The organism is Kribbella sp. NPDC055071 (genome assembly GCF_053608045.1).
The window spans coordinates 56,894-57,113 of record NZ_JBSGUS010000036.1 but is presented as its reverse complement, the minus strand read 5'-3'; positions in this window follow the sequence as shown (position 1 = coordinate 57,113).

Below are 220 nucleotides of genomic sequence, written 5' to 3'. Positions count from 1 at the left end.
GTGGGTCAAGGGTCGAAGATCGCGCAGCGACGCCGAAGGCGCCCTTGAGGCACGCCGCGCCGACTGGCAGGATCACGCAGCCCGGAGACCGCGACACCACGGTCCCTCCGCAGGGCCTGACCCAACCACGGTCCCTCCGCAGGGCCTGACCCAACCACGGTCCCTCCGCAGGGCCTGACCCAACCACGGTCCCTCCGCAGGGCCTGACCCAACCACGGTC